Consider the following 21,922-nt stretch of genomic DNA (forward strand, 5'->3'; position numbering starts at 1 on the left):
CCGGGGCCGTCTCCGAGGCCACCGCCGCCCGGCTCCTGCACGAGGCCGCCGACCTGGCCGCGGCCCCGGAGCTGCTGGGCGCCCTCCAGGCCGGGGACATCTCCTACCAGCACGCCAAGGCCATCCTGGACCAGACCCGCACCCTCCCGGCCCCGCACGGGGCAGCCTTCGCCCGCAAGGCCCTGGCCCGGGCCGTGACCCGCACCGGGCGCCGCCGCACCCCCGCCGAGCTGCGCTCGTGCCTGCGCCGCCTCCGCGAGCACCTCCACCCCCAGACCCTCACCGCCCGCAAGGCCGCAGCGGCCGCCGGGCGCGGGGTCTGGCTCGCACCCGAGCCCGACGGGATGTGCACCCTCACCGCCCGCCTGCCCGCCGAAGCCGCCCACGCCATCCACCACGGCCTGGACCACGACGCCCGCACCGCCCGCACCGCCGGCGCCCCCGGCACCCTGGACCAGCTGCGCGCCGACGCCCTCGCCCACCGCCTCCTGGCCCGCCCCGACGGCGCCCCCGCCTTCCAGGCCCGCATCGCCCTCACCATCCCCCTCACCCTCGCCCTCGGCGCAGAGCAGCCCGAGACAGCGGGCCCGCCGGACGCCGAGGGGGCGCCGGACGCTGCGGGCGTGCCGGACGCCGAGGGGGCGCCGGAGGCGGCCGAGCTGGAGGGCTACGGGCCCATCGACCCCGCCACCGCCCGCCGCCTGGCCGCCCTGGCCCCGAACTGGGAGCGGATCTTCGCCGACCCCGCCACCGGGGCCGCCCTGGGCGTCGGGCGCACCGCCTACCGGCCCCCCGCAGCCCTGCGCCGCTACCTCGCCCACCGCGACCGCGGCTGCACCTTCCCCGGCTGCACCACCCCACCCCACCGCTGCGAACCCGACCACACCACCGAATGGCAGCACGGCGGCACCACCGACCCCCACAACCTCGCCCTACTCTGCCCGCGCCACCACGCCCTCAAATCCCTGCGCGCCTGGACCTACCAGCACACCACCGACCAGAACACCAACCACCACACCCTCACCTGGACCTCACCCCTCGGCCACACCCACACCACCGAACCCCACACCCCAAACCCCCCAGAACCCGAACCCCCACAACCCCAACCCCCACAACACGACCAACCCCCACCCTTCTGACAGGGCGACTTCTCTGCGCGCATGCAGAATGTCGGGCGCATAGGGCAGAGTATTCTTCGTGACTCAGCCCGCAGTTCCCGCTCCCGCACGCCCTCACCCAGACTCCGTGGCCCAGAAGATCAACGCGCTCATCGCCGAAGAACTCGGCGTGAAACCGTGGCAGGTGGCGGCGGCTGTCGGGCTGCTCGACGGCGGCTCAACCGTGCCGTTCATCGCCCGCTATCGCAAGGAGGTCACCGGAACCCTCGATGACGCGCAGTTGCGTGACCTCGAGGAGCGGCTGCGGTACCTCCGCGAGCTCGAGGAGCGCCGTGCTGCTGTGCTCGCGGCGATTCACGAACAAGGTGCGCTGACGGACCAGCTGCGCGACGCCGTCGAACGGGCGGCGACGAAGGCCGAACTCGAAGACCTCTACCTGCCCTACAAGTCGAAGCGCCGGACCAAGGCCCAGATCGCGCGGGAAGCAGGCCTCGAGCCGTTGGCTGACGCGATTATCAAGGATCCTTCGCGGGCACCGGAAGATGTTGCAGCCGAGTTCGTGAGCGATGAAAAGGGCGTGGCGACGGCCGCGGATGCTCTCGCGGGGGCGCGCGCCATTCTGATTGAACGCGTGGGCCAGGACACCGACCTCGTGCACGAACTCCGAGAGCGACTGTGGAAGCGGGGCAGGGCAAGTGCGCAGGCAGCAGAAGGTGCTACCGCGGAGCTCGCCGGAAAATACTCCGACTACGCCGACTACGTCCAACCGATTGAGAGCCTCCCCGGCCACCGCGTCCTCGCACTCCTGCGGGGCGAGCGGGAGGGCGCGCTGACCGTCACTCTCACTGAGGCAGATCCCCGCGATGAAGCGGGACTGGAGGAGGCCCGCGCGGGGTACGAGGCCGCCGTCGCCCATGCCCTCGGAATCCGGGGAGGGGACAGCCCCTCGGCCCGCTGGCTGTCGCAGACCGCGAGGATCGCGTGGCGGGGGCGGCTGCAGCCGCGTCTGGAAGCTGACCTCCGCGCCCGTCTGTTCGAGGCCGCGGAGGAGGAAGCCGTGCGGGTGTTCGCCGCGAACCTCCGAGACGTCCTCCTCGCGGCGCCGGCCGGCAACCGGGCTGTGCTCGGGCTCGACCCGGGGCTGCGCACGGGGGTGAAGGTCGCCGTCGTCGACCGCACGGGCAAGGTGGTGGACACGGCGACGATCTATCCGCACGCCCCCGCGAACAAGTGGAAGGAGTCGCTCGCCACGCTTGAGGCCCTCTCCGTCAAACACAGGATCGAGCTCGTGGCGGTCGGCAACGGCACCGCGAGCCGCGAAACGGACCGTCTCGCAGGGGAGCTGCTCTCGCGTCTCGCCGAGCGCGCTGGAGAGGGCACTGCCCTGAAGCCCGCGAAGGTCATCGTGTCCGAGGCTGGGGCGTCGGTGTACTCGGCGTCGGCGCTGGCGTCGTCGGAGCTCCCCGACCTCGACGTTTCGCTCCGCGGCGCCGTCTCGATCGCGCGGCGGCTCCAGGACCCTCTCGCCGAGCTCGTCAAGATCGAGCCGAAGTCGATCGGAGTCGGCCAGTACCAACACGACCTCACCCCTGCGAAGCTTGATCGCTCGCTCGAGGCGGTGGTCGAGGACTGCGTGAACGCGGTGGGCGTGGACGTCAACACCGCCTCGCCTTCGCTCCTTTCCCGGGTCGCCGGCGTTGGCCCTCTCCTCAGCCGCAGCATCGTCGAATATCGCGATGCGAATGGGCCGTTCGCGACCCGCTCGGAGCTCAAGAAGGTCCCACGTCTGGGTGCGAAGGCCTTCGAGCAGTGCGCAGGCTTCCTCCGCATCACGGGCGGTGCTGAGCCCCTCGACGCTTCTGCCGTTCATCCCGAGGCCTACGGCCTGGCGCACCGGATCCTCAAGGCAGCGGGTGGCACCTCGGCGGTAACTGGCCTGGACCCTGCCCAGTTCGCCGACGAGCGCTTCGGCGTCCCCACGGTCAAGGACGTCATGGCCGAACTCGTCCGGCCTGGGCGAGATCCGCGGCCCGAGTTCGTCACGGCTGCCCTCAAGGAGGGAGTGGAGAAGATCGGCGACCTCAAGCCGGGCATGATCCTCGAGGGCACGGTATCGAATGTGGCCGCGTTTGGCGCGTTTGTGGACATTGGTGTGCACCAGGACGGGCTGGTCCATGTGTCCGCGATGAGTTCGAAGTTTGTCTCCGATCCACGCGAGGTCGTCAAGTCCGGCCAAGTGGTCAAGGTCAAGGTCCTCGACGTCGATGTGCCGCGCAAGCGCATTTCGCTGACGCTCAGGCTCGACGACGACGCGACGGCCGAACGGCCGGTGCGTGCCGAGCGTCCGGCCCGCGGCGACCGACCGGCGCGCGCAGGCGCCCAAGGCAAGGGAGCCCAAGCCAAGGGAAGCCAAGGCAAGGGCACTCAGGGCAAGGGAGCGCCGGACACGGCTCTTGCGGAGGCGCTGAGGAGGGCGGGGCTCACCAAGTGACGGCTCCCGTGCTCATCACCGGGCGCCGCGCGGTCCTTCGCGACTGGACCCCGGAGGATATCGAGGCGTACCGCCGCTGGATCGTGCCGCCTGCAGACGGAGGGGTGCACGAGTGGCAGCTCTTCGACGGTCCTTTCTATTCGCGGTGGACGGCCGAGGGGGCGAACCGCTGGTGTGACGGCCTCCTTCGCAAGGCGTACGACGGCGCGTGGCCGGCGGTGCGCGAGAACCTCGCCATCGCGGATGCTGACTCGGGCGAATTCGTGGGGCAGGTCTCCTGGTATTGGGAGGAGAAGCCGACCGAGCCCGACGCCGAAGGAACTCGCCTTCTGCCCTGGCGCCGGCTCGGGCTTGTGGTATTCGATCCTTCGCACTGGTCCGGTGGATACGGCACGGAGGCGTTCGGGCTCTGGACCACGTACTTGTTCTCAGCAACGGACAGCAACCGTCTGGACTTCGCGACGTGGAGCGGGAACGTCGGAATGTGCCGGGTGGGGCAGAAGCTGGGATTCACGGAAGAAGCGAGGTATCGCAAGGCACGGCAGGTCCGCGGCGAGCTGTACGACGCGGTCGTGTATGGGGTTCTGCGGGAGGAATGGACAGCCGTGCGCTGAGGTCATGAGTGCTGAAGGGTTTGCTACCGGGCCGCGCCGCATAGCAGAATTGGTCTGTGCGGCGCGGTCGCACGCCCATAACTGAACAAGCCTCTGATCTGCGGCGGGAGAGTCCTGCGAGCATGAGCAAGCAGGCGCCGTAGGAGCAACACCTCCCCAGGAATCTCTCAGGCACCTGTACCGCCGCGGCAAGGCGCCTCTGGAAAGCAGCCCAGTTCCCGCTGGGCTCACCGACGGTGCAAGCCGGCCTGCAAGGTCGGTGGAATCTCTCAGGTCCCATACAGAGCGGGGAGGAACGCAATCCATGCCGCGGAAGCGGCCAGAGTATTGGAGTTCCCCCGTGACGGACCACGCAGTTCCCGCAGCCTTCGTCGACCGGCATATCGGTGCCCGGCGCGATGAGGACATCAAGCACATGCTGAACGCGGTCGGGTATGACAGCGCGGAGGCGCTGGCTTCGACCGCCGTCCCGGACAGCATCAAGCAGTCGTCCCCGCTCAAGCTCGCCCCCGCCCTGAGCGAGTCCGAGGTCCTGACCGCGCTGCGCGGTCTGGCCGGGAAGAACCGCCCGCACGTGCAGATGATCGGGCAGGGCTACTACGACACCATCACCCCGGCCGTGATCCGCCGGAACATCGTGGAGAACCCGGCCTGGTACACGGCCTACACCCCGTACCAGCCGGAGATCTCGCAGGGCCGGCTCGAGGCTCTGCTGAACTTCCAGACCGCTGTCGAGGACCTCACGGGCCTGGCGATCGCGAACGCCTCGCTGCTGGACGAGGCTACCGCCGTCATGGAGGCGGTGCTGCTGATGCGCCGGGCGAACAAGGACAAGAACGCCTCCAATGGCAAGACGGTGCTGGACGCGGACCTGTTCCCGCAGTCGATTGCGATCGTCACGGCGCGCGCCCGCGCGCTCGGGTTCGAGGTCGAGGTCGCAGACCTGTCCAAGGGCCTGCCCGAGGGGCCGATCAACGGGCTCGTGATCCAGCAGCCGGGCGCCTCCGGCGTCGTCGCGGATGCCACGGACCTCATCAGGGAGGCCAAGGAGCGCGGCGCGATGGTCACCGTCGCGGCGGACCTGCTGGCCCTGACGCTCATCAAGTCCCCGGGCGAGCAGGGCGCGGACATCGCCGTCGGCTCGGCCCAGCGGTTCGGCGTCCCGCTGTTCTACGGGGGCCCGCACGCGGCCTTCATGGCGGTCCACAAGGGCCTTGAGCGCCAGCTCCCGGGCCGCCTCGTGGGCGTGTCGAAGGACGACGCCGGCCGCCCCGCCTACCGTCTGGCCCTGCAGACCCGCGAGCAGCACATCCGCCGCGAGAAGGCGACCTCGAACATCTGCACCGCGCAGGCGCTGCTGGCGATCGTGGCCTCGATGTACGCGGTCTACCACGGCCCCGAGGGCCTGAAGGCGATCGCCGAGCGGGTCCACACCCACGCCCGCACGCTCGCTGCAGCGCTGGAGTCGGCAGGGGTCGAGGTCGCGCACCGCAGCTTCTTCGACACCGTCACGGCCCGCGTCCCGCGCCGCGCCGCCGCGCTGGTCGCGGCAGCGGAGGCCAAGGGCATCAACCTCCGCCTCGTGGACGCCGACACCGTGGGCATCTCGTGCGATGAGACGACGACGGCGGACACCGTCGCCACCGTCGCGGGCGTGTTCGGCGCGGGGCCTGCGGGCGACGGAGCGGACACCGCTGGCGGTTCGCCATTCGCGCTGGAGGGCGCGATGCACCGGTCGAGCCTGTACCTGCAGCACCCGGTCTTCCACTCGTACCGCTCCGAGACGCAGATGATGCGCTACCTGCGCCGCCTCTCCGACCGCGATCTGGCGTTGGACCGGACGATGATCCCGCTGGGCTCGTGCACCATGAAGCTCAACGCCGCCGTGGAGATGGAGGCCATCACCTGGCCCGAGTTCGCCGGCATCCACCCCTTCGCACCGGACAACCAGACCGAGGGCTGGCGAGAGCTCATCGCCGACCTCGAGCAGGATCTGGCGTCCATCACCGGGTACGATCAGGTCTCGATCCAGCCCAACGCCGGATCCCAGGGCGAGCTCGCGGGCCTGCTCGCAATCCGCGGCTACCACCACTCCCGCGGTGAGGCCCAGCGCGACGTGTGCCTCATCCCGGCCTCCGCACACGGCACCAACGCCGCCTCGGCGGTGCTGGCGGGGATGAAGGTCGTCGTCGTCGCGACCGCCTCCGATGGCACGATCGACCACGCTGACCTCGCCGCGAAGATCGAGGCCAACGCGGACCGGATCGCCGCGATCATGATCACCTACCCCTCCACTCACGGGGTCTACGACGCGGACGTTCGCGAGGTCTGCGACGCGGTCCACGCCGCGGGCGGGCAAGTCTACATCGACGGGGCGAACATGAACGCCCTCGTCGGCCTGGCCCAGCCGGGCAAGTTCGGCGGGGACGTCTCGCACCTGAACCTCCACAAGACCTTCTGCATCCCGCACGGCGGCGGCGGACCGGGTGTTGGCCCGGTCGCGGCGAGGGCACACCTTGCCCCGTTCATGCCCGGAGACGCGGCCGTCTGGGACGCCGGGGAAGACCTTCCGGTGTCTGCCTCCCGCTACGGCTCGGCGGGCGTCCTGCCGATCTCGTGGGCGTACGTGAAGCTCATGGGCGCCGACGGCCTCACGGAGGCCACCAAGTCGGCACTGCTCGCGGCGAACTACGTCGCCAAGCGCCTCGGGCCCTACTTCCCCGTCCTGTACACGGGCGAGGGCGGGCTCGTCGCGCACGAGTGCATCCTCGACCTGCGCGAGCTCACCGCGAAGACCGGGGTCACCGCCGAGGACGTGGCCAAGCGGCTCATCGACTTCGGCTTCCACGCCCCAACCCTGGCGTTCCCGGTCGCCGGCACGCTGATGGTTGAGCCGACCGAGTCCGAGGACCTCGGGGAGATCGAGCGGTTCATCGAGGCGATGATCGCCATCCGCGCCGAGATCGACCAGGTCGCCCACGGCGACTTCGGCCTCGCGGACTCCCCGCTGCGCCGCGCCCCGCACACCGCGGCCGCCGTCGTCGCCACCGAGTGGGACCGCCCGTACTCCCGCGAGCAGGCCGCCTTCCCCGGGAAGACGCCGAGCCAGGACAAGTACTTCGCCCCCGTGGGACGCATCGACGGAGCAGCGGGCGACCGCAACCTCGTCTGCGCATGCCCTCCGCTCGATGCCTTCGAAAGCTAAGGACCACCGATGACTGCAGAACCTCAGGCCGCCCCCCATACAGCGACCGAGAAGCGCACGGCGCTCTACCACCAGCACGCCGCCCTCGGCGCGAGCTTCACCGACTTCGGCGGATGGCAGATGCCGCTCAAGTACGGTTCCGAGCTCGCCGAGCACCGCGCCGTCCGCGAGACGGCCGGCCTGTTCGACCTCTCCCACATGGGCGAGGTCTGGGCCACCGGACCGAACGCGGGCGCGTTCCTCGACTACGCTCTTGTCGGCAAGCTCTCCGCCGTCGCGGTGGGCAAGGCCAAGTACTCGCTCATCTGCGCCGAGGACGGCGGCATCATCGACGACCTCATCGTCTACCGCGTGGCCGAGGACGACTTCCTCGTGGTCCCCAACGCGGGCAACGCCGCCATCGTCGCTGCCGAACTCGACTCCCGCCTTGCCGCCTTCGGGCGGGAAGGCGTGGCGCTGCGCGATGCGAGCGTCGAGACCTCCCTCATCGCCGTGCAGGGGCCGAACGCCCAGGACATCGTCCTTCAGCTGTTCCCGGCCGAGCACGCCGAGGCCGTTACCGGACTCAAGTACTACGCGGCTGTTGAACTCGAGGCCCAGCTCGAAGCAGGGAGCGTTCCCGTGCTTCTAGCACGCACGGGCTACACGGGCGAAGACGGCTTCGAGCTCTTCGTCGCCAACGGCCGGGCGGCTGAGCTCTGGACCGCCGTCCGCGAAGCCGGCGAAAGCCGCGGGCTCGTCCCGTGCGGTCTCGCCGCGCGCGACTCGCTGCGTCTCGAGGCGGGCATGCCGCTCTACGGCAATGAGCTCTCCCGTGACGTGACGCCGTTCGAGGCGGGCCTCGGCGCCGTCGTTGCCCTCAAGTCCAAGGAAGGCGACTTCGTTGGTCGCGCGGCCTTGCAGGCGAAGAAGGACGACGGCGCTGGCACCACGAGCGGCAGGCGCCTCGTGGGCCTTCGCGGCCTCGGGCGACGTGCCGCCCGCTCGCACTACGCCGTGCTCAAGGACGGCCAACAGGTCGGCGAGGTGACTTCGGGTCAGCCGAGCCCCACGCTCGGCTACCCGGTCGCGCTCGCCTATGTCGACGTCGAACTCGCCGAGCCGGGCACCCAGCTGGATGTGGACCTCCGCGGCAAAGCGGAGCCGTTCGAGGTTGTAGCACTCCCGTTCTACAAGCGTGAAAGGTAACCCATGAGCAAGATTCAGAATGGCCTCCGGTATTCGGAGGAGCACGAGTGGCTCGACACAGAGTCCGCCCCCGCCAAGGTCGGTGTCTCCGCCGTCGCCGCTGACGCGCTGGGAGACGTGGTCTACCTGGACCTGCCCGAGGTGGGCAGCGAGGTGACCGCGGGGTCGACGTGTGGGGAGATCGAGTCGACGAAGAGCGTCTCGGACCTGTATTCGCCCGTGTCCGGGACAATCGTGGAGGTCAATCAGGAGGCGATCGACAACCCTGCGCTGGTCAATGAGGACCCGTACGGGGCCGGGTGGCTGTTCACAGTCGAGGTGACTTCTGAGGGCCCGCTGCTCTCCGCGGAGGAGTACGCGTCGAAGAACGGGGGCGAGCTGTGAACGCCGCGCCATCCCAGCAGGCAGCTCAGCAGTTCCAGCAGGTCCGCTCCGCGTCCCTCGACGCTGACATCTCCCAGCTCGACCCGGAGATCGCGGCGAGCATCGACGCTGAGCTCGCCCGCCAGCGCGGGGGCCTGGAGATGATCGCATCGGAGAACCACACGGCGTTCGCGGTGATGCAGGCGCAGGGCTCGGTGCTGACGAACAAGTACGCCGAGGGTTACCCGGGCAAGCGGTACTACGGCGGCTGCGAGAACGTGGACGTGATCGAGCAGCTCGCGATCGACCGTGTCAAGGCGCTCTTCGGGGCCGGGTTCGCCAACGTCCAGCCGCACTCGGGCGCGCAGGCGAACGCCTCGGTCATGCATGCCCTGCTCAAGCCGGGCGACACGATCATGGGCCTGAACCTGGCCCACGGCGGGCACCTCACGCACGGGATGCGGATCAACTTCTCCGGCCGGCTGTACAACGTGATCCCGTACCAGGTGCGCGAGGACGACCACCGGATCGACATGGCCGAGGTCGAGCGCCTCGCCAAGGAGCACCGGCCGCAGCTGATCGTGGCCGGCTGGTCCGCGTATGCCCGGCAGCTGGACTTCGCCGAGTTCCGCCGGATCGCCGACGAGGTCGGGGCCTACCTGATGGTGGACATGGCGCACTTCGCTGGCCTCGTCGCCGCGGGCCTGCACCCCAGCCCGGTCCCGCACGCCCACGTCACCACCTCGACCACGCACAAGACCCTCGCGGGTCCGCGCGGCGGGATCATCCTCACCAACGATGCGGACATCGCCAAGAAGATCAACTCGGCCGTGTTCCCGGGCCAGCAGGGCGGCCCGCTCGAGCACGTGATCGCTGGCAAGGCGATCGCGTTCAAGATCGCCGCCTCCGAGGAGTTCCGCGAGCGGATGGAGCGCGTCCTGGCGGGGGCGAAGATCATCGCCGAGAGGCTCACGGCCGAGGACGTGAAGGCCAAGGGCGTCGGCGTGGTCTCCGGCGGCACCGACGTGCACCTGGTGCTGGTAGACCTGCGCAACGCGGACTTGGACGGGCAGCAGGCCGAGGACCGGCTGGCCGCCATCGAGATCACGGTCAACCGCAACGCGGTCCCGTTCGACCCGCGCCCGCCCATGGTCACTTCTGGGCTGCGGATCGGCACCCCGGCCCTGGCGACCCGCGGCTTCGGGGAGGCAGCGTTCCGGGAGGTCGCGGACATCATCGCCGAGGCCCTCATCGCCGGTCCCGACGAGGACCTGAGCCCGCTCAGGGCCCGTGTCGAGGCCCTGGCTGCCGCCCACCCGCTCTACCCGGGCGTCGCCAACCTCGCCTAGGCGAACGCCTCCTCAGCAGGAAGGAATCCGACATGGCCGTCGGCGTCTTCGAACTCTTCTCCGTGGGCATCGGTCCCTCGAGCTCCCACACCGTGGGGCCGATGAGGGCCGGGGCCGTGTTCGCGCGCGAGCTGCGCGAGCGCGGGCTGCTCGGATCGGCCGCGTCGCTGCGGGTGGACCTGTACGGTTCGCTCGCGGCGACCGGCCGCGGCCACGGGACGTTCACGGCCGTGCTCCTCGGGCTCGAGGGCTTCGAGCCCGAGGAGATCCTCCCCGAGCAGGTCGAGGAGCGGCTCGCCTCGATCGCCGAGACCGGCAGGCTCAACCTGGCCGGCGCCCTCGAGCTCGAGTACGGGGTGGAGGACATGGTCCTGCACCCGCTCACCGTCCTGCCCCGGCACACGAACGGGATGCGCTTCCAGGTCTACGGGCCGGAGCCCGAAGGAGACACAGCCGGCAGCCTCCTTCACGAGGCGACGTTCTTCTCGGTGGGCGGCGGCTTTATCGTCCGCGAGGGCGAGGAGCAGACCGCGCAGCAGGAGCTCGAGGAGTCCAAGAAGGAGCTCCCGCTGCCGTTCCGCACCGCGGCCGAGCTCCTGGGGCGCTGCGCCTCCAAGGGCCTGGCGATCAGCGACATCATGCTCATCAACGAGAAGGCCTCGCGCAGCGAGGAGGAGATCAGGGCGGGGCTCCTGCACATCTGGGAGGTCATGGAGGCCTGCGTCGAATCCAGCCTCAAGCGCGAGGGGCTCCTCCCCGGCGGACTGAAGGTCCGCCGTCGCGCGCCCGACTGGCACGAGCGCCTCCTGAAGGAGGACAAGGGCCGGGACCCCAAGTACTGGCAGGAATGGGTGAACCTCATCGCTCTGGCGGTGAACGAGGAGAACGCCTCCGGCGGGCGGGTCGTCACCGCGCCGACCAACGGCGCCGCCGGGATCATCCCCGCAGTGCTGTACTACGCGCTCAACTACGCCCCGGGCATGGAGAACGCCACGCAGAAGGACCGGGACGACGTCGTCGTCCGCTTCCTCCTCGCCGCCGGCGCCGTCGGAGTGCTCTACAAGGAGCAGGCCTCGATCTCCGGCGCGGAGGTGGGCTGCCAGGGGGAGGTCGGATCGGCGTCGTCCATGGCCGCCGCAGGCCTCGCCGAGGTCCTCGGCGGAACGCCAGGTCAGGTCGAGAACGCCGCCGAGATCGCCATGGAGCACAACCTCGGCCTCACCTGCGACCCGATCGGCGGGCTCGTGCAGGTGCCCTGCATCGAAAGGAACGCCATCGCCGCGGCCAAGGCGATCAACGCCGCGAAGATGGCGCTCTGGGGCGACGGCTCCCACCGCGTCTCCCTGGACGAGGTGATCGTGACCATGCGCGAGACCGGCAAGGACATGAGCAGCAAGTACAAGGAGACCGCGATGGGCGGCCTCGCCGTCAACGTCGTCGAGTGCTAATTCAGCCTGCTGAACCTAGGCCTTCGCATGCTGCCCTTCGGCGATTTCCTCGAGCATCTTCGAGCAGAACGCCTCGAGGTCGTCCGGCTTGCGGGACGTCGTCAGGCCGCGGTCGGTGACCACCTCGCGGTCCACCCAGTTCGCGCCGGCGTTCTTCAGATCCGTCTGCAGCGAGGGGTATGACGTCATTTCGCGGCCCTGAACGGCGCCGGCCTCGATGAGGATCCACGGCCCGTGGCAGATGGCGGCGATCGGCTTGCCGGCGTCCACGAAGGCCTTCACGAACTCGACGCCCTTCTGCTCGATCCGCATCTTGTCGGCATTCACGGTGCCGCCCGGCAGAACGAGCGCGTCGAAGTCGTTGGGGTCTGCCTGATCAAGAGTGACGTCCACAGGGAACGACTCGCCGTGATCCCAGTCGCCCTTCATGGCCTGGATCTGACCCTCCTGGGGCGAGACGAGGGCCGGATCGCCGCCGGCTTCCTGAACCGCCTTCCACGGCTCGGTCAGCTCGACCTGCTCCACACCGCTGGTCAGAAGGAACGCGACTTTCTTGCCTTTGATGTTGTTCGCCATATCCCGTCGCTACCCACTCGCGGCGCGGCAAACCCCCGACGCGCCGACGACTACACTGGCCTAGGCCCCCGAGACCCGACCGAAGGGAAGCACCCCACGTTGAGCAGCTTCACCGCGCGCTTCGCGAACCCGGACGAGATCGAGCACTGGGACAAGCACGTCACCGCAAACCCCAACGGCGGAAACCTGCTCCAGTCCGCCGCCTTCGCCGCCGTCAAGCGGAACTTCGGGTGGGACGTCCGCTACCTCGTGCTCGAAGGCGGAGAGACAGCGAGCTACAACCTCGTCCTCGAGAAGTCGTTCCCCGTGCTCGGCCGCCTGTGGTACCTGATCAAGGGCCCGGATGTCGCCTCCGTCGAGGACGTGCCGCCAGCGCTCGAAGCGGCGAAGGAGCTTGCGGAGCGCGAGGGGCTCCGCGTGTTCGCGATCAAGATCGAGCCGGACATCGTGGACTCCGAGGAGGCCCGCTCGGTCCTCTCGGGGGCGGGGCTCGTCAAGGCGTTCAACCTCCAGCCCAACGATTCCACGGCCATCCTGGACATCACGCCCGATCCGGGACCCCTTCTTCGGACGCTGCATTCGCGGGGCCGCAACGCGATCCGCCGTGCGCAGCGGGAAGGCGTCGAGGTGGAGGTCGCCGAGCCGACGCTTGAGAACTACCGCACCATGCATTCCCTCATGACCGGGACGCTGACCACGAAGTCGCGCAGCGGCGCCCAGGTCCGCAGCTTCGAGTACTACCGCCAGTTCTGGACGGAGTTCACGTCCCGGGGCCAGGGCCGCCTCTACTTCGTCTACGAGAACGGGCGGCCGTCCGTCGGGGCATTCGTGATCAACTACGGGCGCAAGGCCACGTACAAGGACGGCGGCTCCCTCCAGAACCGCTCCCAGTACGGCGACTCGCACCTCGTCCAGTGGACCGCGATCGAGGACATGAAGGCCCTCGGCTGCACCGAGTACGACTTCTGCGGGACCCCGCCGGCCGACAAGCTCAAGGACACCTCGCACCCCTTCCACGGCCTCGGCCTGTTCAAGACGTCCTTCACCAAATCGGTCACCGATTTCGTCGGGGTCTGGGACTACGTGGTGGACGCCTCGCGCTACACGGCATGGACGACGGCGGGCGAGCGGCTTGCGCGGCGGCTGTACACGCGGCGCACGGGCCAGCAGTTCTATTAGGCCGGTACTTCGACTAAGGAGCGGCTCATGGGAGAAGAGGAGCCCCGCACCCAGCCGATGCCTCCGATCTCGCCCGCCCAGGCACGGGCGAACGCCGCTGCGGTGCGGATGCTGCGTCGGCTCATCACGGGGGACAGCCCGCCGACGGCCCCGCTCTCGATCGTGGACCGTCTGGCTGGCAGCCCCTACGCGAACCCCCGGATCCAGGTCGGCGGCGTGGACGAGTCCGCGCGGAGGACGCTGGATTTCGCGCTGCTGCTCGCCGAGACGATGTTCCGCTACGGCGCGGGAGCTCTTGAGGTCGAGGCCTCGATGATCGCCGTGACGGCGGCGCTGGGGCTCCAGCACATTGAGGTGGACATCACCAACCAGTCGGTGGCGATCAACTACGCCCCGCGGGACCAGACCCCGATCCAGCTCCTCCGCGTGGTGCGGTCCTGGACGAGCAACTACGCGGGACTCGCGCTTGTGCACCAGCTCGTGAGCGAGATCGCTGCGGGCGGTGTGGCCCGGGATGAGGCCACTCGCCGCCTCCAGGCCATCACCAAGCGCACCAAGCCCTTCCCGAAGTGGGCAGTCACCGCCGCCTATTCGCTGTTCGCCGCCCTCTTCGTGGGTGTCCTCGGCGGTGGGCTCACGGCCTCCCTCATCGCGTTCCTCAGCAACGTGGGCGTCTCGCTCGTGGGCCGGGCGATGGCACGATGGCGGTTCCCGGACTTCTTCTCGACGCTGGCGAGCGCCTTCCTCGTCACCCTCATCGCGCTCCTCGTGTTCTGGGCGCAGGTCCCGATCGCTCCCGCGATCGTGGTCGTCGGCGGGATCCTCCTGCTGCTCCCGACCGCACGCCTGGTCTCGGCCACCCAGGACGCCATCAACGGTTTCCCCGTGACGGCCGCCGGGCGCTATCTGTCGGCCTTCCTGACGTTCGCGGCGCTCGTGGCAGGCATCGCCGTCGCGTCCCTCGCAGCAGAGCTCCTGGGCGTCACCCGCATCGACGTGACCCAGACGTTCCCGGCCGCGTACCCCTACTGGGTCCAAGTGCTCCTCATCGGGGGAGCGGTCGCGGCCATCGCGATCACTGAGCAGACGTCCCGGCGGCTGGTGATCCCGACGGCGCTCGTCGGCATCGTCGGCTACCTCGCCCTGACCGGCGCGCAGCTCCTCGGCGTCGGCGACCGGATCTCGCCGGCGGTGAGCGCCGTCGTCATCGGCTTTCTCGCCCGGCTCGTTGCGCTGCGGATGGGGGCACCCCAGCTCGTCGTCGCGGTGCCGGCCGCGCTGATCCTGCTTCCCGGGCTGACGATCTTCCGCTCGATGTACGTCGCGACGCTCGACGCCGCCCAGCTCTCCGCCGGCGCCGGCGGGATGCTCACAGCCATGGCCATCATCCTGGGCGCCGCAGCGGGAATCGTCCTCGGCGACAATCTCGCCCGCCCGTTCACCCGCAGCGTCGCCTCCGTGGAGCGCCGGCGCCGCTGGATGCGCCGCTAGATCTGGCCGGTCGGACTTCCCTGGTCAGACTTCCCCTACGGGGAGTTTCTTCTCGGCCTGGAACTGGTCCTCGGCGCGACCGTGGGCCCAGTACCCCGAGAGGGAGAGCTTCTCGCGGGCGAGCCCTCGCTCCTTGAAGATGGCCCGGAGTTCCTTCATGGCGCCCCGCTCGCCGTGGGCGAAGACGTTCGGCGTGCCCGGCAGCCACTCGGCCGTGGCGACGGCCTCGGCCAGCACGAGCGTCTCGCCCGCTCGCTCCCCGTCGCGCGAGAGCCACCGCAGCTCGACCCCCGCCGGCGCAGTGAGCTCGAGGACGTCGTCGTCAGAGGGGGTCTCGAGGAAGGCGATGCCCCTCGCGTCGGCGGGAAGGGCCTCAAGAGCAGCCGCGATTGCGGGGAGTGCGGACTCGTCGCCCGCGAACAGGTGCCATTCGGCCTCGGGATCGGGGGAGTAGGCGCCACCGGGGCCAGCACACACGAGCCGGTCGCCCGGCTTCGCGGCCGCAGCCCACGGACCCGCGAGGCCCTCGTCGCCGTGCACCACGAAGTCGATCGCGAGCTCGCGCGTGTCGGTGTTGAACCACCGCACGGTGTAGGTGCGCGTCACCGGCCACTGCTCGGCGGGGAGCGTCTCCTTCAGGGCGGGGATGTCCACCGGCCCATCCGGCCACGCGCCCTCGGGAAGGGACGTGGGGAACGAGATCTTGACGTACTTGTCCGTGAACCCGTTATCCGAGAAGGCGTCGAAGCCCGGTCCTCCGGCCACGACACGCACGAGGTGCGGCGTGAGCTGCTCGGTCCGCGCGACGACGAGGTCCAGCGTCGGTCGCGGCTTCTTGGCGGGCGCCGCGGTCGTGGTGGCTGAAGTCATGCGGCCCAGCCTAACGGGTCACGCCCAGACGATCGGAGTCGCGCCCTGTTCGACAAGTAACGCATTGGCCCGGCTGAAGGGACGGGAGCCGAAGAATCCCCTCGAGGCGCTGAGCGGCGAAGGATGGGCCGAGGCTATGACGGGCGTCGTGCCGAGGAGCGGCTTCATCGCGAGCGCGTCCCTGCCCCAGAGGATCGCCACCAAAGGCTTGCCGCGTTCGACAACCGCACGGACCGCGGCATCGGTTACCGCCTCCCAGCCCACGCGCCGATGCGCGCCCGACTCCCCGGCGCGCACGGTGAGCACCCTGTTCAGCAGGAGCACTCCCTGCTCCGCCCAGGCGGTGAGGTCACCGCACGCCGGCGAGTTTCCGACGTCGTCTCCCAGCTCCCGGAAGATGTTGGCGAGGCTCCGCGGCAGCGGCGTGACGTTGGCGGCGACCGAGAAGCACAGCCCCATCGAGTGGCCCGGGGTGGGGTAGGGGTCCTGACCTACGACGAGGACTTTGACGGCGGAGAGCGGCTCCCTGAAAGCGCGCAGCACCGCGGGCGGCGGCGGAAGGACGACGGCGCCGCTCGCCGCATCGTCAGCGGCTTTGCGGAGCGCTGTGCGCAGCTCCGGCTCGGCGGGCGCGAGAGCGGGGGCCCATTCGGGGTGGACGAGCGATTCGAGCGGTGCCGAGGCCATCGCGGAGAGACGATCCGCCTCGTCTTCACCGGGAAGTTCGAAAAGTGGTTGGGTCTCGCTCACAAGTCCCAGTCTCCCATTGCCGCGAACCGCGGCCCCCTCGTGAATGACACTCGTGTAGTTCCCTCCTAGACTGGTGGGCAGCACAGATAACGTCGGCCGAAGGGAAGTGGGGCGTGGGCGCAGCTGAGGCGCGCGAGGAGCACGACGGCGACAATCAGCACGACGGCGACAATCAGCACGACGGCGACAATCACGAGGCGGAGGGGCTCACCGAACGCGAAGTCCAGATGCTCGCCCTCGAACGGAACTGGTGGAAGTACGCGGGCGCGAAGGAGCAGGCCATTCGGGAGCTCTTCGATCTCTCGGCAACGCACTATTACCAGCTTCTCAACGCCCTCATCGACACCGAGGCCGCACTCGCCCACGATCCGATGCTCGTCAAGAGGTTGCGTAGACTAAGGACGTCGCGGCAGCGCGCACGGACGGCTCGTCGCCTGAGCGGCAGCGCGTGAGCGCGCCGCGGTCCCCAGCACAGCACCGGACGAGGACCCCTGACGCCATGAGCACTTATCCCCGCGACGAGTTCGACGACGTCCCCGAGAGCCCGAGGCGCCAAGGCGTCCACCGCTCCAAGGCAACCGTCGAGTCGGGCCGCCGCGGCTTGGCGTTGGTGTTCGCCGTCGCCGCTGTCGTGGTGCTCGGGCTCCTCGGTGCGTTCTTCATCGGTCCGAAGTTCATGAACCAGACCGCGGCGTCGTCGCCGACGACGAGCAGCCAGAAGCCCTCCGCAACGGCCTCGACGACGCCCACGCAGTCGGCGACCCAGACCCCGTCGACCGCTTCGTCCGCTCCTCCAGCCACAAGCTCCGAGGCTCCGACGAGCTCCGCACCGACATCCTCTGCCCCGGCTGGTGCCGACCGCAGTCTCGCTGTCGGCGTCTACAACGCAACCACGACGGCGGGCCTCGGCAACCGCGTCGCAGCCACGGCGCGCACCGCGGGCTGGTCCGTCGCCGCGGTCGGCAACTGGTCCGGGACGCCCGTGAACACCTCGGTGGTGTTCTACCGCGACGCGAGCCAGAAGGCCTCTGCAGACGCGCTCGCGGCGGATCTCGGGATCGGAACGGTGCTTCAGGCGCAGCAGCTGGGCTACCCGCTGGCGGCCGTGATCGGCCCGGGGTACACGGGCTAGTGCTTCGGACGGCGTCTGCCGGACTCGCCGCCCTCGCGCTCGCCGCGGGGATCTCGGGCTGCAGCGCGACGGCCGGCAACGCACGGCTCGCCCAGACGGAGGCGTCGGGCGACGGCGTGCTGCGCATCGGCCTCCTGCTCGACAACGCTGGGAGCCAGGCGTTCCTCAACGATGCCCAGCGGGCCGCCGTCGAACTCGCCGTCCAGCAGGCGAATGCTGCGGGTGGGCACAAGGGGCGGCCGATCGAGCTCATCCCGCCCAAGTCCTCGACGGACACCGCGGCGGCGGCGCGCGACCTCGTGGCGGCGAAGGCCGACGTCGTCATCGGCCCCACAGACTCGACGCACGCCCCGGCCGCGATCGACGTCCTGGGCAAGGCGAAGGTCGTCCTGATCTCGCCCGCAAACCTCGATGCCTCGCTCTCGACCTACTCAAGCGGCGGCTACTACTTCCGTACGGCGGCGTCCGAGACGTCGGAAGGTGCCGCGCTCATCGCTCTCGCCAAGGCTGGCGAGGCCCGGAGTGTCGCGATCCTGCGGCAGAAGGGCACGTACGGGAAGACCGTCGGCGACGCCGTCGCGAGCGCGGCCGCAGCGGCTGGTCTGGGCGAGAAGGGCAGCGCGGAGTTCACAGGCCACGACGCACGCTCTGCCGCAGCGGGGGCCGTCGCGGCCGGCGCGGATGCGGTGGTCGTCGTCGCCCGCGACGAGGCGCAGGCGGTCCTCGCGCAGGTGCACGACGGCGGTGTGCCCGGCTCGAAGCTCCTGCTCTCCGATGGCGCGGTGGGACAGTACGGCACCGGCCTGGCCGGCGGCGCGCTTGATGGTGCCCGCGGCCTCGTCCCAGGCGCTTTCCCCAACTCAGGCTTCCAGGCAGACGTGCTGAAGCAGGCGCCGGACCTGAAGGACATGACTTTCGCCGCCGAGGCGTACGACGCCGCTGCGCTGGCCATCCTCGCGGCGGGAGCCGCCCAGGACGACGGCGGAGCCTCCATCGCCTCGCACCTCATCGGTGTGTCCGGCGGCACGGCGTCGGGCTCAGGCCAGCGCACCAAATGCACCGCCCTGACCGAGTGCCTTTCCCTGGAGACGAAGGGCGCTGCGGTGGACTACGACGGGCAGTCCGGTCCGATCGGCTTTGATGCCAACGGGGACGTCACGGCCGCGAACTTCACGGTCTTCCGATTCAGTGCAGACAATCGGGGCCGCATGGTGGGGTCTCAGGCTGTCGCGCGCTGATGGGCCCCGGCGCTTGCACTCAACCCGGTCGAGTGCTAATTATTGACCTAGCACTCCTACCGGCAGACTGCTAAGTCGGCCGGTAGGGGGGAAGGGAACACCTCGCTGGGGTGAGGCGTCCGCCGACCGGGAAGGAACGGGAGGCTGGCGCCGGCCGTCGCGGGCGCTGCAGCGGGTGCGCTCACCACACGATCGTCCCGAAAGGACAGAAGCCGTCATGGCCAAGATCATTGCATTCGACGAAGAGGCCCGTCGCGGCCTCGAGCGCGGTCTCAACCAGCTGGCCGACGCTGTCAAGGTCACCCTCGGCCCGCGTGGCCGCAACGTCGTCCTTGAGAAGAAGTGGGGCGCCCCCACGATCACCAACGACGGCGTCTCCATCGCCAAGGAGATCGAGCTCGACGACCCGTACGAGAAGATCGGCGCGGAGCTCGTCAAGGAGGTCGCCAAGAAGACCGACGATGTCGCTGGCGATGGCACGACGACCGCCACCGTCCTCGCGCAGGCCCTCGTGAAGGAAGGCCTCCGCAACGTCGCCGCAGGCGCCGACCCGCTGTCGCTCAAGCGCGGCATCGAGAAGGCCGTCGACGCCGTCACGTCCGAGCTGCTCGAGTCCGCCAAGGAGATCGAGACCAAGGAAGAGATCGCCGCGACCGCGTCCATCTCCGCCGGCGACACCCAGATCGGCGAGCTCATCTCCGAGGCCCTCGACAAGGTGGGCAAGGAGGGTGTCATCACCGTCGAGGAGTCGAACACGTTCGGCCTCGAGCTCGAGCTCACGGAGGGCATGCGCTTCGACAAGGGCTACCTCTCGGCGTACTTCGTCACCGACGCAGAGCGCCAGGAGACGGTCCTCGAGGATCCGTACATCCTCATCGTCAACTCCAAGATCAGCTCGGTGAAGGACCTCGTCGCGGTCCTCGAGCGCGTCATGCAGGCCAACAAGCCGCTCCTCATCATTGCTGAGGACGTCGAGGGCGAGGCTCTGGCCACGCTCATCGTCAACAAGCTCAAGGGCACGTTCAAGTCCGTCGCCGTCAAGGCTCCGGGCTTCGGCGACCGCCGCAAGGCCATGCTCACCGACATCGCGATCCTCACCGGCGGTCAGGTCATCGCCGAGGAGGTCGGCCTCAAGCTCGAGAACGCTACGCTCGAGCTCCTCGGCAAGGCCCGCAAGGTCGTTGTGACCAAGGACGAGACCACGATCGTCGAGGGTGCTGGCGACGCCGAGCAGATCGCCGGCCGTGTTGCGCAGATCCGCGCCGAGATCGAGAACTCGGACTCGGACTACGACCGCGAGAAGCTCCAGGAGCGCCTCGCCAAGCTCGCCGGCGGCGTCGCCGTCATCAAGGCGGGCGCGGCCACCGAGGTCGAGCTCAAGGAGCGCAAGCACCGCATCGAGGACGCCGTCCGCAACGCCAAGGCTGCGGTCGAGGAAGGCATCGTCGCCGGTGGTGGCGTGGCCCTCATCCAGGCTGGCGCCAAGGCGTTCGCGAACCTCACGCTCGAGGGTGACGAGGCCACGGGTGCCAACATCGTGAAGATCGCGATCGAGGCTCCGCTCAAGCAGATCGCGTTCAACGCTGGCCTCGAGCCGGGCGTCGTCGCCGACAAGGTCCGCGGCCTGCCCGCCGGCCACGGCCTCAACGCGGCCACCGGCCAGTACGAGGACCTCCTCGCCGCTGGCGTCAACGACCCGGTCAAGGTGACCCGCTCTGCCCTGCAGAACGCCGCCTCGATCGCCGGCCTCTTCCTCACCACCGAGGCCGTCGTTGCCGACAAGCCCGAGAAGGCTGCCCCGGCCATGCCGGGTGGCGACGACATGGGCGGCATGGGCGGCTTCTGATCCAGAAGTCACCTGGCGCCTGAGTCGAAGCGCACGACGGCGGGGTCCCCACTTCGGTGGGGGCCCCGCCTCTGTTTGTCTCGGGTACACCAACTGACACTGCTCTGTCGCCCCGTTCTGGCAGGATGGACAGCATGACCATCACCGCCGCCGCAGACGGTTCTGCCCTCGGAAACCCCGGCCCCGCAGGCTGGGCGTGGTACGTCGACGAGGACCGCTGGCACGCGGGAGGCTGGCCCCACGGGACCAACAACCAGGGCGAGCTCATGGCGGTCCTCGACCTGTTCCGGTCCACGGCCCATGTTCCCGACGAGCCCCTTCACATCCTGTGCGACAGCCAGTACGTCATCAACTGCGTCACCAAGTGGCTTCCCAACTGGAAGCGGCGCGGCTGGAAGAAGGCCGACGGCAAGCCGGTGCTCAACGCGGACCTCCTGCGGCAGATCGACGACGAGCTGGTGGGGCGCACCTACACCTTCGAGTGGGTGAAAGGCCACGCGGGCCACTCGCTCAACGAGGCCGCCGACGCCCGGGCGCGGGCCTGTGCCACCGCCTTCCAAGCCGGGGCGGCACCGGTCGAAGGCCCCGGGTTCGGAGGAGCGCTCAGTACCCCGATGCCCCTGAGCGCCGGGCGCACAAGCCCAGTGCCAATCCAGGGCGATCTCTTCGGCGAGGCAGCAGGCGAGGTGGCCGTCGAGGCCCCTCCAGCTCCGTCCCAGACGGATCTCGACGTCGACGCCGTCGTGGAACTCGAGCAGGAGCTCCTCGATCCGGAGGTCCGCTCCGACTTCGGTCAGCTCGCATACCTTCTTCACCCCGACTACAGGGAGGTCGGGCAATCTGGTCGCCTCTGGGACCGCGACGAGACCGTGGAGGCACTCGGCGAAGAGGCCCAGCGCCACGAGGCGTTCGAGCTCTTGGAGGCCTCGCGGCTCGCCCCCGACCTCATTCAGGTGCTCTACCGGACCGAAAGCAGGAACGGCTCAGCTCTCCGGAGCTCCCTCTGGCAGAGAACCGAGGGCCGCTGGCGCCTTCGCTTTCATCAGGGAACTCCGGAAGCCTGA

18 protein-coding genes and 2 riboswitches are annotated in these 21,922 nt (G+C 69.5%); of the genes, 15 read left to right on the forward strand and 3 right to left on the reverse strand.

Translation table 11 applies throughout. The features are described 5' to 3' along the window. The 8 genes from E5679_RS17805 to E5679_RS17840 all read left to right on the forward strand — a co-directional run. On the forward strand, positions 1 to 1,139 hold a 1,139-nt coding region (locus E5679_RS17805; RefSeq protein ID WP_138418382.1), incomplete at its 5' end, for an HNH endonuclease signature motif containing protein. Positions 1,140 to 1,197: 58 nt separating this feature from the next. Beyond that, the gene (locus E5679_RS17810) at positions 1,198 to 3,609 is read left to right on the forward strand and encodes a Tex family protein (RefSeq protein WP_138418384.1); all 2,412 of its coding nucleotides are present in this window, start codon (positions 1,198 to 1,200) and stop codon (positions 3,607 to 3,609) included. After that, positions 3,606 to 4,223, forward strand: coding sequence for a GNAT family N-acetyltransferase (locus tag E5679_RS17815; protein ID WP_171042437.1), 618 nt, complete (start codon positions 3,606 to 3,608; stop codon positions 4,221 to 4,223). The genes E5679_RS17810 and E5679_RS17815 overlap by 4 nt, the downstream gene beginning before the upstream one ends. A gap of 94 nt (positions 4,224 to 4,317) precedes the next feature. After that, a riboswitch (glycine riboswitch) is annotated at positions 4,318 to 4,416 on the forward strand. Between the two features lie 4 nt (positions 4,417 to 4,420). Then, positions 4,421 to 4,509: riboswitch (glycine riboswitch) on the forward strand. Positions 4,510 to 4,527: 18 nt separating this feature from the next. Continuing rightward, positions 4,528 to 7,428 carry an aminomethyl-transferring glycine dehydrogenase gene (gcvP, locus tag E5679_RS17820; RefSeq protein WP_138418387.1) on the forward strand — a complete coding sequence of 967 codons (2,901 nt, stop codon included), beginning with the start codon at positions 4,528 to 4,530 and terminating at the stop codon, positions 7,426 to 7,428. Between the two features lie 9 nt (positions 7,429 to 7,437). After that, entirely contained in the window at positions 7,438 to 8,616 is a 1,179-nt protein-coding gene (gene gcvT / locus E5679_RS17825) for a glycine cleavage system aminomethyltransferase GcvT (RefSeq protein ID WP_138418389.1), read from the forward strand. 3 nt (positions 8,617 to 8,619) lie between these two features. Further along, positions 8,620 to 9,000, forward strand: coding sequence for a glycine cleavage system protein GcvH (gene gcvH / locus E5679_RS17830; RefSeq protein WP_138418391.1), 381 nt, complete (start codon positions 8,620 to 8,622; stop codon positions 8,998 to 9,000). After that, entirely contained in the window at positions 8,997 to 10,328 is a 1,332-nt protein-coding gene (gene glyA / locus E5679_RS17835; RefSeq protein WP_138418393.1) for a serine hydroxymethyltransferase, read from the forward strand. The genes gcvH and glyA overlap by 4 nt, the downstream gene beginning before the upstream one ends. Positions 10,329 to 10,360: 32 nt before the next feature. Beyond that, positions 10,361 to 11,776: an L-serine ammonia-lyase gene (locus E5679_RS17840; protein ID WP_138418394.1), complete on the forward strand. Its 1,416-nt coding sequence runs from the start codon at positions 10,361 to 10,363 to the stop codon at positions 11,774 to 11,776. 15 nt (positions 11,777 to 11,791) lie between these two features. Here E5679_RS17840 and E5679_RS17845 read toward each other — a convergent pair whose 3' ends face one another. Next, positions 11,792 to 12,352, reverse strand: a complete 561-nt coding sequence (locus E5679_RS17845) for a type 1 glutamine amidotransferase domain-containing protein (protein WP_138418396.1) — start codon at positions 12,350 to 12,352, stop codon at positions 11,792 to 11,794. Positions 12,353 to 12,451: 99 nt separating this feature from the next. Here E5679_RS17845 and E5679_RS17850 point away from each other — a divergent pair, with 99 nt between their 5' ends. Together E5679_RS17850 and E5679_RS17855 are read left to right on the forward strand one after the other, a co-directional pair. Next, positions 12,452 to 13,531: a lipid II:glycine glycyltransferase FemX gene (locus E5679_RS17850; RefSeq protein WP_138418398.1), complete on the forward strand. Its 1,080-nt coding sequence runs from the start codon at positions 12,452 to 12,454 to the stop codon at positions 13,529 to 13,531. Between the two features lie 27 nt (positions 13,532 to 13,558). After that, on the forward strand, positions 13,559 to 15,022 hold the full coding sequence (locus E5679_RS17855; protein ID WP_138418400.1) for a threonine/serine exporter family protein: 1,464 nt from the start codon (positions 13,559 to 13,561) through the stop codon (positions 15,020 to 15,022). A 24-nt stretch (positions 15,023 to 15,046) separates the two neighbouring features. Here the strand turns inward: E5679_RS17855 and E5679_RS17860 are convergent, their stop codons facing one another. After that, positions 15,047 to 15,892, reverse strand: a complete 846-nt coding sequence (locus tag E5679_RS17860; RefSeq protein WP_138418402.1) for a siderophore-interacting protein — start codon at positions 15,890 to 15,892, stop codon at positions 15,047 to 15,049. Between the two features lie 18 nt (positions 15,893 to 15,910). Then, a complete protein-coding gene (locus E5679_RS17865) occupies positions 15,911 to 16,642 on the reverse strand; it encodes a uracil-DNA glycosylase (RefSeq protein WP_420821086.1) in 732 nt (243 codons plus the stop codon). A gap of 113 nt (positions 16,643 to 16,755) precedes the next feature. Here E5679_RS17865 and E5679_RS17870 point away from each other — a divergent pair, with 113 nt between their 5' ends. The 5 genes from E5679_RS17870 (at position 16,756) to E5679_RS17890 (ending at position 21,922) form a co-directional block, all read left to right on the forward strand. Further along, the gene (locus E5679_RS17870) at positions 16,756 to 17,094 is read left to right on the forward strand and encodes a DUF3263 domain-containing protein (RefSeq protein ID WP_138418403.1); all 339 of its coding nucleotides are present in this window, start codon (positions 16,756 to 16,758) and stop codon (positions 17,092 to 17,094) included. 47 nt (positions 17,095 to 17,141) lie between these two features. Next, positions 17,142 to 17,774 (forward strand): LytR C-terminal domain-containing protein, encoded by a 633-nt coding sequence (locus E5679_RS17875; RefSeq protein ID WP_138418405.1) that lies wholly within the window; start codon positions 17,142 to 17,144, stop codon positions 17,772 to 17,774. Continuing rightward, positions 17,774 to 19,012, forward strand: coding sequence for an ABC transporter substrate-binding protein (locus E5679_RS17880; protein WP_138418407.1), 1,239 nt, complete (start codon positions 17,774 to 17,776; stop codon positions 19,010 to 19,012). Before E5679_RS17875 ends, E5679_RS17880 begins: the two co-directional genes overlap by 1 nt. 217 nt (positions 19,013 to 19,229) lie before the next feature. Then, positions 19,230 to 20,858: a chaperonin GroEL gene (gene groL / locus E5679_RS17885; protein ID WP_138418409.1), complete on the forward strand. Its 1,629-nt coding sequence runs from the start codon at positions 19,230 to 19,232 to the stop codon at positions 20,856 to 20,858. Between the two features lie 134 nt (positions 20,859 to 20,992). Continuing rightward, positions 20,993 to 21,922: a ribonuclease HI family protein gene (locus E5679_RS17890; protein ID WP_138418411.1), complete on the forward strand. Its 930-nt coding sequence runs from the start codon at positions 20,993 to 20,995 to the stop codon at positions 21,920 to 21,922.

This window comes from Sinomonas gamaensis, from assembly GCF_005876955.1.
Lineage (GTDB): Bacteria > Actinomycetota > Actinomycetes > Actinomycetales > Micrococcaceae > Sinomonas > Sinomonas gamaensis.

Excerpts from the sequence above, each read along its gene's own strand:
- E5679_RS17875 (WP_138418405.1), top strand. The coding sequence starts at position 17,142 with ATGAGCACTTATCCCCGCGACGAGTTCGACGACGTCCCCGAGAGCCCG.
- E5679_RS17860 (WP_138418402.1), bottom strand. The coding sequence starts at position 15,892 with ATGACTTCAGCCACCACGACCGCGGCGCCCGCCAAGAAGCCGCGACCG.
- E5679_RS17840 (WP_138418394.1), top strand. The coding sequence starts at position 10,361 with ATGGCCGTCGGCGTCTTCGAACTCTTCTCCGTGGGCATCGGTCCCTCG.
- gcvP (WP_138418387.1), top strand. The coding sequence starts at position 4,528 with ATGCCGCGGAAGCGGCCAGAGTATTGGAGTTCCCCCGTGACGGACCAC.
- E5679_RS17845 (WP_138418396.1), bottom strand. The coding sequence starts at position 12,352 with ATGGCGAACAACATCAAAGGCAAGAAAGTCGCGTTCCTTCTGACCAGC.
- gcvH (WP_138418391.1), top strand. The coding sequence starts at position 8,620 with ATGAGCAAGATTCAGAATGGCCTCCGGTATTCGGAGGAGCACGAGTGG.
- groL (WP_138418409.1), top strand. The coding sequence starts at position 19,230 with ATGGCCAAGATCATTGCATTCGACGAAGAGGCCCGTCGCGGCCTCGAG.
- E5679_RS17855 (WP_138418400.1), top strand. The coding sequence starts at position 13,559 with ATGGGAGAAGAGGAGCCCCGCACCCAGCCGATGCCTCCGATCTCGCCC.
- E5679_RS17890 (WP_138418411.1), top strand. The coding sequence starts at position 20,993 with ATGACCATCACCGCCGCCGCAGACGGTTCTGCCCTCGGAAACCCCGGC.
- gcvT (WP_138418389.1), top strand. The coding sequence starts at position 7,438 with ATGACTGCAGAACCTCAGGCCGCCCCCCATACAGCGACCGAGAAGCGC.